This window comes from Candidatus Brocadia sapporoensis (assembly GCF_001753675.2).
Taxonomy (GTDB): domain Bacteria; phylum Planctomycetota; class Brocadiia; order Brocadiales; family Brocadiaceae; genus Brocadia; species Brocadia sapporoensis.
Genome location: NZ_MJUW02000078.1, coordinates 2,139 through 13,599, shown reverse-complemented (window position 1 = coordinate 13,599; position 11,461 = coordinate 2,139). Strand labels below are relative to the sequence as shown.

7 protein-coding genes are annotated in these 11,461 nt (G+C 43.2%); 5 read left to right on the top strand and 2 right to left on the bottom strand.

From position 1 onward, the window contains the following. Positions 1 to 645: 645 nt before the first annotated feature. Genes BIY37_RS07085 through BIY37_RS07065 form a run of 5 tightly spaced genes read left to right on the top strand, consistent with a single transcriptional unit; the run spans position 646 to position 7,674 of the window. Entirely contained in the window at positions 646 to 2,841 is a 2,196-nt protein-coding gene (locus tag BIY37_RS07085) for a TonB-dependent receptor plug domain-containing protein (protein ID WP_070067142.1), read from the top strand. A gap of 29 nt (positions 2,842 to 2,870) precedes the next feature. Beyond that, a complete protein-coding gene (locus BIY37_RS07080; RefSeq protein ID WP_070067141.1) occupies positions 2,871 to 5,285 on the top strand; it encodes a hypothetical protein in 2,415 nt (804 codons plus the stop codon). A gap of 36 nt (positions 5,286 to 5,321) precedes the next feature. Further along, on the top strand, positions 5,322 to 6,338 hold the full coding sequence (locus BIY37_RS07075; protein WP_070067140.1) for a phosphatidylserine decarboxylase: 1,017 nt from the start codon (positions 5,322 to 5,324) through the stop codon (positions 6,336 to 6,338). Between the two features lie 39 nt (positions 6,339 to 6,377). Then, the gene (locus tag BIY37_RS07070) at positions 6,378 to 7,430 is read left to right on the top strand and encodes a prolipoprotein diacylglyceryl transferase family protein (protein ID WP_070067139.1); all 1,053 of its coding nucleotides are present in this window, start codon (positions 6,378 to 6,380) and stop codon (positions 7,428 to 7,430) included. A gap of 13 nt (positions 7,431 to 7,443) precedes the next feature. Then, positions 7,444 to 7,674 carry a hypothetical protein gene (locus BIY37_RS07065; protein WP_070067138.1) on the top strand — a complete coding sequence of 77 codons (231 nt, stop codon included), beginning with the start codon at positions 7,444 to 7,446 and terminating at the stop codon, positions 7,672 to 7,674. A 442-nt stretch (positions 7,675 to 8,116) separates the two neighbouring features. Here the strand turns inward: BIY37_RS07065 and BIY37_RS07055 are convergent, their stop codons facing one another. Together BIY37_RS07055 and gmd are read right to left on the bottom strand one after the other, a co-directional pair. Then, positions 8,117 to 9,589: a mannose-1-phosphate guanylyltransferase/mannose-6-phosphate isomerase gene (locus BIY37_RS07055; RefSeq protein ID WP_070067136.1), complete on the bottom strand. Its 1,473-nt coding sequence runs from the start codon at positions 9,587 to 9,589 to the stop codon at positions 8,117 to 8,119. Positions 9,590 to 9,808: 219 nt separating this feature from the next. Continuing rightward, positions 9,809 to 10,963, bottom strand: a complete 1,155-nt coding sequence (gene gmd / locus BIY37_RS07050) for a GDP-mannose 4,6-dehydratase (protein ID WP_070067135.1) — start codon at positions 10,961 to 10,963, stop codon at positions 9,809 to 9,811. Positions 10,964 to 11,461: the final 498 nt, after the last annotated feature.

The following is an 11,461-nucleotide window of genomic DNA, read 5'->3' as shown; positions in this document are numbered from 1 at the left end:
ATAATCATGTCATCCCTTCGGGATTTTCCCGTCTGCCCGTTTTCCCTATCGGCTTCTAACTATTCCGAGAAAATATTCTCTCTCACCATCAGTTTCACTGAATAGTTACCTTATATATATTCTTTTTGTCCATAAACGATTCAAATTCAAATCATTAAGCAACCGTTCCACAAAACACTTCTGTGTCTCTGTTACACGGCATTTCTCTTGTCAAAGATCACAAGGCACGTCACGATAAGAAAAAATCCTGAATAATCAGAGGGCACAAAACAACGGAGTTTGAGAAATAAACCGGATGCAAAGCTCACAAGGAGAAGTAAGTTTATGGGCTTATCGGTAATGAATTCCGTACGATTTGCAGGCTACCCCCCAGTAAATGATTGTTGTTTGGAGAACTTGTTATAGTCAGACCTGAATGAATAACAAATTAATTCTCTTGACAAGATATGTTTATAACATTAGCATGCTCAATGCATCTTTTTTTCGTAATCTTTTTACACCCGCCCTTTGTTCCGGTTAATAGGGGGGTTGGCCGAGGCTTTGCTGCGTTATGATTTAAAAGCAACACGAAGAAATCGGGAATTTGAATCTATAATGGCCTCTCATTCTTAGAACAGTATAATTCAAGCTGATGGGGTATCTTTTATGGCCAAAAAGATCGCACAGAGAAAATTCTTCTTTCAGCGTTTCCTGCCCTTAAACATCCTGTTGATAAGCATCATCTTTCATTCATCTCCGATCCACGCGGAAGATGCAGAAACAACCCTACCCATAACAACAACGCCTGACAACAAAGAAAGGCATACAAAAGACATGGAAGCTGCATTGGCACAAGAAATCTCGACGGAGGCCATCTGGTTTGGCGCCGGAGAAGAAGTATCCATTGCCACGAGACATGAAACTCCTGCCGGCAAGGCGCCCAGCATCGTTACCGTAATTACCGCAGAGGAGATTAAAAATCTCGGGTACCGTACCTTCGTGGAAATCTTAAGGACGGTGCCTGGATTTGAAATCTTAAAGGACTTTGGCTTTGGGACGGTATCCCCAGCAGTACGAGGTGTTATCAGCTCAGAGCGCATAAGGGTAATGCTCAACGGACACCATGTAAATAATCCATCCAGTGGTGGAGCCTTTGATAATTTTGACGACTTTCCTGTAGAGAATATAAAAAAGATAGAAATCATAAGAGGACCAGCTTCCGCCGTGTACGGGGAAAATGCACTTCTCTCGGTTATCAATATTATTACCAAAGACACGAAGGATATTGATGGTGCAAGGGTAAGCAGTGGTTACGGAAGTTTTGATACCTACGACGAAAATATCGTCTTCGGCAAGACGTACGGGAATGTCAGCGTCTCTGGAATGGCTCGCTATAGGCAAACCAATGGTTTTGATGGTATTGTTAAAAGTGATTACCAAACAATTCTTGATAAAAATCTTTCTCTCCTTGGTTATCCTCCGGTTTCAGAAGCTCCTGGCAAGGTTCATGATGCAAGGCAAGAATATGATCTCAATACGAAGATGGTTTACAAAGATATATATGTTGAAGGCTTGTATGTCAACAAACGGCGAGGACCATTCGCCGGTCCCCAGGGTGCACTTGCCGACGGTTCTCATATTGAAAACGACTATGTGTTTGTTGACACTGGCTATAAAAAAACGTTTGAGGAAAATTTTAGTTTTGCTCCCAGAATTTATTATGATCAGTTCGACGACGACTACTTTCTCAAGTCTTTGCCTGATGGCACAACAATACCCGATAAAAATGGGAAACTTAATACTTTTTCTAACGGGGTCATCGGAAACGGCAAGATAATTAACAGGGTCGTTGGGACTGAGATTCCATTTGATTATAACTTGTTTGATGGAAATACCCTAACCCTGGGATTTGAATATCGGTTAATCAATCAATCCAATGTTCAGTATTTAACTAATTTTAATCCGGTTACATTAGAGCCATTGGGATCTATCCGGAACTTTTCAGATACGTATTCCTTTATGAGGGATTTTACCCGAAGGATATGGTCCGTTTATCTGCAGGACACATGGGACATTACCGATACGGTGAATCTGACCGTAGGTGCAAGGCACGATCAGTACAGCGATTTTGGTGGCCAAACCAACCCGCGGGCCGGCTTATCGTGGGCATTTATGAAAGGCGCCTCACTAAAATTCCTTTACGGAGAGGCATTCCGTCCACCCAGTTTTATGGAATTATTCCTTGCTAACCAACCTGCCGTTGAGGGGAATGTAGATTTAAAACCAGAAAAAATTAAGACATTCGAGGTTGGATTAAGTTATCAATTTAATAAACATGTTTCCAGCAGTATTAATTACTTCCATAACGAAATCAATGACCTTATTGTTTTGCGCGCCCTGCCGTACAACAATACTACGCAATATTATGAAAATCAGGATGCCCGTGTGCAAGGTGTCGAGATGGAGACCAGGGTGGATATTATCAAGGATAACTACATCTTTATGAATTATACTTTTCAGAATCCGGAAGACACTAACGGAAATGATTTGCCATTTGTTGCACACCATCATGGTAACTTTGGTGTAAATGTGCACTATTGGAAGTATATAAACACCAACCTGAGTACCTTTGTCAGTGGAAAACGTTCAAGAGAAGTTGGAGATCAGAGGAACGACCTGCCAGCTTATGCACTGCTGAATCTTTCTGTTATTGCAAAAGAATTTTTCAAGACGATGGAAATACAGGGAACGGTATTCAATCTGCTTGACAAGAACTATAGTGATCCAGGACCTACTTCGATAGAAGGTGATTTGCCCAGGCCGGGAAGGACATTTTTTATTGGATTGAGCTACCAGTTTTAGCAAAGAAAATATTATTTAGCCGAATCAATATGGTTAATAAAGAAGAATTGCTTCCGGATAAAGCCAATCGTCGTTGTCCTCTGCATCCCAAAGAAATTTTAGAATTGCTGGGAATTCATGCCAGAAATTCCGACCGGTTTCTTGAATCACTTCCTTTTTCACTCAACGACATTACTGCTGGCTCAGAAAATGAACTTCAAGCTGTTGTGGAAGGGATGAATAATAATGTGGACCTTCCCATAACCATTGAACGATCCAACTATTTCAGTAGTATAAGGAAGCGTGCAGCTTCGGGTGAAGCGCCAAAGGGTGTCATTACTGACCTTGAAAAATTCCTGAACGAAAATACCGAAAATGTCTGGGAAAACAGCTGGGTTCGGTTTCCCCGAAGGACTCTATGCCAGTTTGCAAATTCGGTATTTACCATTGATTTGCGCGCCAACAAAAACGATCCATGTGCTGGTCTGAGGACAGATGCAGACCAGTTTATTTTTTATGAATACGGTGAGGAGTTCATTCGTATTCCGGTCAGTTATCTCCTTAAGCTATCTCTGGCTGACGCCATTGGCTCAAAAGGAGCAATCCCGAAACTCGTTCGACGAACAGGCGAACGAGTCCTCCGTCATTTTCTCAATGACAACATCTCACCGGAAACTTTTTCGTTGTATGTAGTTCCGTTGCGTCCGGATACCGGTATGGGCAGGGCTATAGCCAGGGAGACCTCAAAACGGTATTTGTTAACACAATTATTGACGATGTACGCCAATAATAAATTTTTGCTTCAGGCGAGGGGACAAAATGTGAAGATTTATTTCTCGGCCCGTCCCCCTATTCGACAGAAAAGGCTTAACAAGATCATTCCCGACTCTTTCTATAGAGAGCTATTTATTAACCCCTGTCTTTCAGGCTGGAACGTTGGAGAGGCTAAATACAATTACATGCACCTCTGTCATCAGGTCTTAAGCCGCAGCCTACGAACCGCTATGGGAAAATTACATAAGGCAAATATCATTGCCAGTTACACGGCGGTATTGTCCAACACTTCGAACATTAGTCTTGCAAACAATGGCACACATCTGAGCCTGGGCAGCGTAAGATTATCCAGCTATCTTCGGGAAGATGTTTCTGGATTTGCCAGGTTATACGAGAAACATCTCGGCGATCTTGTCATCAAAATAGTTGAACATTTCCTGCCGCTCTTTGTAGGAACGTACAGTGCTGCTCCCTATCGGATGGATTTCACTGACTTCAGACCGGAAAAGGCGTTAGGGTTCCTTCCTCATGAACTTGATTGCATGCATTTGCAAATGATCTGGCGCAAATGGAAGAAAAAAGCTCACGTAAAATTTCTGGGTAAGCCGATTACCCCATTTGGACCACCATGGCTTGGCAGGACTATACGCAATATTCTACGGCTGAAAGGAGATTTTGTCCCGGATTTCCGCCTTGTTGATTACTTTATGTCTCTGCTGAGCACAGACCGGAGTCCAGTATTAGACGGAACCCTTGGAAATGATGCGAGACTGAAAAAAGACCTCGCCGATCTTGAGATATTCGATGTCCGAATGTCATCGTATTTGTTGTATAGGCTTCGTGAATTCAATACCATGGGTTTTTCAGGTTTCGAAGGACGTTACTATAGCCTTTTTTTGAGTCTGGAGGACGACATGGGCAGGGCGGCAGATTTACAAACTCTCGTGAACGCATTGGCATTCAAATACATCGCAGAAGGCGACGTTACCCACTTTCATATTCCCGATGATCCTACTATCGAAAGCGAGCGCCGGCAAATCTTCTTCGGTGCAGCCATCGGTATTCCCACATTTTATATTCTGAAAAATACCAGCAACCTGTTCCTCAAAAAGATCGTGACACAGACAAACATGATTCACCACAGTCGCAAATTTCCAGGTTACTTGCAGATATGCCATGTTGAGTACTGCAGGGCATTAGCGAAGATTCTTCAGAAAGACGCGGTCGACCTGATCGAGATGTTAAATCTGAAAGAGACCATGGAAGATTTGCAACAGCGGCTTGAAAATCCTGGCAGATACTCTGTTACCGGGAAGTTAACCCGTGAGATTCTCAATGAATTGAATGCGCATTCTCCTATAGATATTATGGCTAATGAATTTAACCTGGCTGCAGAAAGGTATTATCGGGATAGTCTCAGGAAACACCATGTTGCCGAATCCTTCCGAATTCTGAAAGAGGATTTCGATAAGCGATGTGCCACCAGCAGTTGCGATGAAGCTAACGATCATCAGGAAGCAATTCAGGACATCCTGCAGAACAGAAACATGCAGAAGTTTCTCACTGCTGTTAGAAACGATGTGATGAATGAGGTGGCATCAGAGGATGATCTTAGGCGACTTATCCATCTCATGCTGATTAATATCGATTACGACATGAGACAAACTGAGATGGTTAAAAATATTTCTTGAAAAACAAACACAACAAAATGTTTTTCCTCAGGCGAGATGTTTACAACCCAGCATCAATATATTGAACGGGATAGCGGTAAGATTTGTACGGAACGGCTCTATGCTGATGGAGCGGTTAAATTCCTTTATTCAAACACCAGAGAAAATGCTCCGATGCTCTTTAAAGCCCTCACTAGCGCCTGGGGGTCGAGTCTGTTTGGATATATCAACTATAACGCTATCATCGGCTCAAAGGTGTCACGGGGAAAAGGGCCTTTCTACCCAGACGGTATAAACCTGGATGAGTGTGTGGATAACCATAACACCTTAAATACGACCAGAAAAGTATTCGAAAGAAAAATACGATATTGGGAATGTCGCCCAATGTCTGAGGAACCCTCTGCAATCGTTGCTCCGTCGGATTCACGGGTTCTCGTTGGCTCGTTTTGCGAGACATCAAAGCTGTTTCTAAAAGAAAAATTTTTTGGCTATGAGGAGCTTTTGGGGCGTAATAAGAGGGAATGGTTGAGAGCATTTCTGAATGGGAAATTTGCTGTATTCCGGCTGACGCCGGAGAAATATCATTATAACCACACGCCAGTGGCCGGAAAGGTTGTTGACTTCTATGAATTAGAAGGCAATTACCACGCATGTAATCCCGGGGCCGTGGTGGCTATGGTAACTCCTTATTCAAAGAATAAGAGGGTTATTACGGTCATAGATACAGATGTTCCCGGTGGGACAAAAGCAGGTTTCGTGGTTATGATTGAAATTGTGGCGCTGATGATCGGCAAAATTGTCCAGTGTTACAGTGAGAAGGGATATGACCGCCCGCAGCAAGTGAGAACAGGGATCTTCTTCATAAAAGGTCTTCCCAAAAGCCTCTATCTGCCTGGCAGTAGTACCACGGTGCTGATTTTTCAAAAGGAACGGGTAATGTTTGCAGAAGACTTGATACGGAATATGTCCCGTCAAGATGTAGAAAGCCGTTTCTCCAAAGGGTTCGGAATGTCACTTGTAGAGACGGATGTTAAGGTCCGTTCTTTTATTGCAAGTGCCGTTAATATCGGATAACCATAATTTGTTACATGACTTTAAAGGAGAATCGTTTGAATGGCGAATGGATTATTCGTTTTCGTACTGGCAGCATTCTTTATAGTGCTTCTAAGGTGGTCGTTCAAGACTTTACCTGGCGAAGGTTGGCAGATCGTTGCTTCTGTTCCGGTTTTTAAGGAAGAGTCTGGCTGTTGGAGAGGGGTGAATCTGACCTACTACGGTTTATTAGTAGCCAGCGCTTATGATGTTGCCGGAGTCATATTGTTTATCCTTTTGGGCACCCTCAAGATTCCTTTAACCGGTATTTTCGTAATGGTACTAACCCTTTTGCTAATTTGTGTACCGGCGTCGAGATTCATAGCAAAAATTGTTGAAAAAAAATTATACACCTTCACCATTGGTGGCGCTTCTTTCGTGGGAATACTTATCATCCCATGGGCTCTCTGGTTGACCAATGTAACTCTGGGAGCGAGATCGAATTTTCATATCCCTCTTGTTCCTTTCTTGGCCGCGTTTGTAATTTCTTATTCATTTGGAGAGACAATAGGACGGCTGGCATGTATCAGCTTCGGCTGCTGTTACGGGAAACCCTTGTCTCAGAGCCATCCGATATTGCGCAGGATTTTTGATAAATACTGTTTCACGTTTTCAGGAAAAACGAAAAAAATTGCGTATGAAAGCAGTTTGGATGGTGTGAAAGTTATACCGATACAGGCAATCACATCGATCCTGTATTTAATCACGGGCATATTTAGCATGCTCCTTTTCTTACAATCACGCTACATTGTTGCATTTATTCTGACTGTGGTAGTTACACAGGCATGGCGAGCGTTCTCCGAAATTTTTAGGGCTGATTACAGAGGTGGAAGAAGAATTTCTGTATACCAGATTATGGCGATTATTTCGATTGTCTATTCATTGGGCATAGGGTACTTTTCACCCTCCGCATCAGTCACGCAGACAGATGTAAGAATTGGTTTAGTATCACTTTGGAATCCGTCAGTAATTTCCTTTTTTTTCCTGTTATGGGTTGCTATTTTCCTGTATACTGGCCGAAGTACAGTCACCGGATCAACCCTCACGTTTCACGTCCATAGGGATAGGGTTTAGGGATCATGATTATTTGGAAGGAAATGGGAAGTCGGCTATTGACCTCAGGAAACTCTTGCTCAATATCGGAGACAGAAGCAGCATATTCATGGAATACAACAAGACTGAATACGGATTTCAGCATCTGAGTTTTCAGGAATATCTTACGACGGAGCAGATGGGAAACAAGCAATTGGTTGAAGCGCTCCTTGCAAATTATGAAAACAGGTGCGGAAGGAGGTTATCCACCTGTGCCTGGGGCTGAATAACCCTCCCATCATTGAGGAGTTTATGGAACAACTCGTTTTTCCTATAGTCTCGGAGACCTCGGCAAATCATCAGTGGACGCCGAGACGAAATAGTTCATTATCCGTTCGTCCGTCGAGTGACAAAAAGACAACGATCTTATCTTTTTGTTTCTGTATTTTTATGTCTCGGCGGCTGTATAATCACCGGTTGTTTCGCCTACTTCGCCAAAAAACATTCAAAAATATTCTTAAACAAGGGTGTGTCGTTCTTTCAAACTCACACCGAAGATCTCCTCATCAGGATTGCAGTTAAATCAGGCATTCGGGGACGTATCTCCTGTTTTCCTCTGTTTACGGAGGATTATGAGGATGCATAAAGTTCTTACAGGTGAACATAGTAGAATCTGTTGACGGTACGTGTCTTCGACAGCAAACGGGGAGAGGTCGGCGCCACGTTTTTTAATGTGCCTGCTCTTTCCCGTATTCCCCGGATAAATTCATGGGGAGGGGGGCGGGTCCTCCGGTTCTTCCATAGGCATCGTCAAATCTGACAATGTCGTCTTCTCCAAGATATTCGCCATTCTGCACTTCAATGATTTCAAGGGGTATCTTACCGGGATTTTCTAGCCGGTGCATCGTTGATTTTGGAATAAATGCCGATTCGTTTTCATGGATAAAGCTCTCCCTATCGTTGGTGGTCACCTTTGCGATTCCTTTTACCACCACCCAGTGTTCTGACCGGTGATGATGCATTTGCAGGCTGAGCTTTTCGTTCGGATTCACCACGATCCGCTTTATTTTATACCGCGGGCCATTTTCAAGCACCGTATAGTTTCCCCACGGCCGGTAGGTAGTAACCTGCTCAATGGCCTCGGGTCTCGCATTTTCCTTGAGTTTGTTTACGATGTCCTTTACCTTTTGCGCCTCCCCTTTCTTGGCTATCAGTATGGCATCATCCGTTTCTACCACAAGGCAGTTTTCGAGACCAATGGCAGTAATGAGTCTTTTTTTCCCCATAAGAAAGGAGTCTTTGGTGTCTAGTACCATAACATCGCCTTGCAGTACATTGCCATGCTCATCCTTATCGAGAATATCAAATAAGGCATCCCACGAGCCGACGTCGTTCCAGTATAAATCAAATGGTAACGCCACGACCTTGTCTGATTTTTCCATAACCGCATAGTCAATGGAAATGCTGGGCATTTGCTGAAACTGCGACAACATTTCCTCGTACCCGAGGTGGTATATTTTCAAAATTTCCGGTGCATAGCGCCGAAGTTCCTCCGTCATGGTTCGTATCCGGAAGGCAAACATGCCCGAATTCCAATAATAGTTTCCCTCACGGATATATTGCTTCGCCGTGTCCCGATCAGGTTTTTCCGCAAATCTTTCCACTTTGAAGAATTTTGTGGTGCCGTCCGTTAACGATTGATCACCGAACTTTAAATAGCCGAAACCAGTCTCCGGCTTGTCCGGTTTTATCCCAAAGGTTACAATATATCCTTTTTGGGCAATCTTTTCTGCATGCCTCATCTGGTCAGCAAATGCCTCCGGGGGTTTTATGATATGATCGGCGGGGGATAAAAATATGATTTCATCCTCCGTGCATTTGAGTTTTTCTTTGCAGTATTTCATCCCCAGCGCTATTGCAGGCGCGGTGTTCCTGCTTAAAGGCTCAGGGATCATATGTGCGCTGGAAACAGAACCATCCGTGCGTGGCATGGAATTCAGAGCCGAAGAAACATGAAATTGGTAGTTCCGGTTTGTTATGACAATAATATCCTTTGCTGAAACAGCGCCCAGGAGCCGATCAACGGTTTGTTGCAAAAGGGACATGTTCCCGTTCAATTTCAAAAATTGTTTCGGAAAATTATTTCTGGATAAAGGCCAGAGCCTTTCCCCTCCGCCGCCGGCAAGGATGAATGTCTTCATGACGTGTATCCTTAGGGTTTATTGATAAAACTTTCTTTGTAACACTTTAGTTTTTTGAAAAATCCAATAAGAGCAAAATTTATCGTGCTCTGTCCGGTTTATCTGGTATAAGCAATTATACTTTTCGGGCACAAGCGTGCAAGCCAAACAGGCCAACATGCTGGCAGATTGTTTGCGACCCTGCTGCATCATGCATTACCCGTTATTCCTTACGATTACCTAACATCCTTCCCGTATCTTTTCATACAAAGAAAAATCGTGATTTGTATAGCTAAAGCCCTTGTTCCTTGACGCATCGATTCCCTCACAGGGTGGTTCCAACCCCAAAATCTTCATGTCGTAATCTACCATAATTTTAACAAGCTCGTCGAACGTTATCCTCGGTTCCCACCGAAGTCTTGTTTTCGCTTTAGTAATGTCCGCCTTTAAATACTCAACCTCTGTTGGTCTGAAGTATTTTTGGTCTATTTCTATAACGACATCTCCTGTATTTATCTTCGTACTCAAGGTTTGGGGGCGGGAGCTAATGATACCTTTTTCATCTTTGCCGCTCCCTTTCCACTCCAGTTCGATACCCGCATAACGGAACGCCTTCTCTACAAACTCCCTCACCGAATAACTATTCCCTGTACCCACCACGTAATCGTCCGGTGAATTCTGCTGGAGCATAAGCCACATCATCTCCACATACTCGGGAGCAAAACCCCAGTCTCTTTTCGCATTCATATTTCCCAGATAGAGTTTTTTCTGGTTTCCGGCAAGAATGTTGGCTAATGCCCTTGTAATCTTTCTCGTTACAAAAGTCTCTCCCCTGCGTGGTGATTCATGGTTAAAAAGTATGCCATTGCAGGCAAACAGGTTATATCCTTCCCGATAGTTTACCGTTATCCAATACGCATAGAGCTTTGCCGCTGCATAAGGACTTCTTGGATAAAACAACGATTTTTCATGCTGAGGTGGTGGCGTTGCGCCAAACATCTCTGATGAAGATGCCTGGTAGAATTTGGTTTTTATGCCGCTCCTCCGGATTGCCTCAAGAAGCCGTGTTGTCCCCAGGGCTGATATATCTCCGGTATATTCCGGCATGTCGAAGCTTACTCTTACGTGACTTTGCGCCCCCAGATGATATATTTCATCCGGCTTGATATTGTAAATGAGACTGGTAAATTGTCCGGAATCTGAGAGATCACCATAATGAAGAAACATTTTTGCACCGGGAATATGCGGATCAATATAGAGATGATCAATCCTCCCTGTATTGAAGGTGCTTGCCCTGCGAATAAGTCCATGCACTTCATAACCCTTCGACAGGAGGAATTCGGCAAGGTATGATCCATCCTGGCCTGTGATACCAGTAATAAATGCACTTTTCATGTCTTTTTTTACTCCCTCTTGTCATAACTTGATTGTATAGGAATTTTCATTTTATTTAAGCGGGTTACAGGGTGGCACGGACAAACTTTGTTTGTCCGTGTGATATATTCCAAATCTGTGTGTATATTCAAACACCACGAACAAACAAGTTTGTCCATGTCACTCCGTAACCGAAGACATAACTTGTCCATTCGTCCCGCGGTTAATATTGAATCACAAATAATCTCCGGATATACCTTTTCAATATTCTATATTTTCATTAAAATACCATCAACAGCTAACAAATTCAACAGACAAAACAATTTAACCAACCCAACTCATTCATCCCGACTTCACATCCGCCTGATTTCCTAACTGCGTAGCGACTGGTTTAGCACAGAAATTCTTCAGACAACAGGAGTACCTTTTGTTACAAAAATTGTAACTATTCAGCGTACTTTCGTTCACAAACCCTATGAGTGACCAAAATATTGATTCTGTAATCCCGAAGGGATGTCA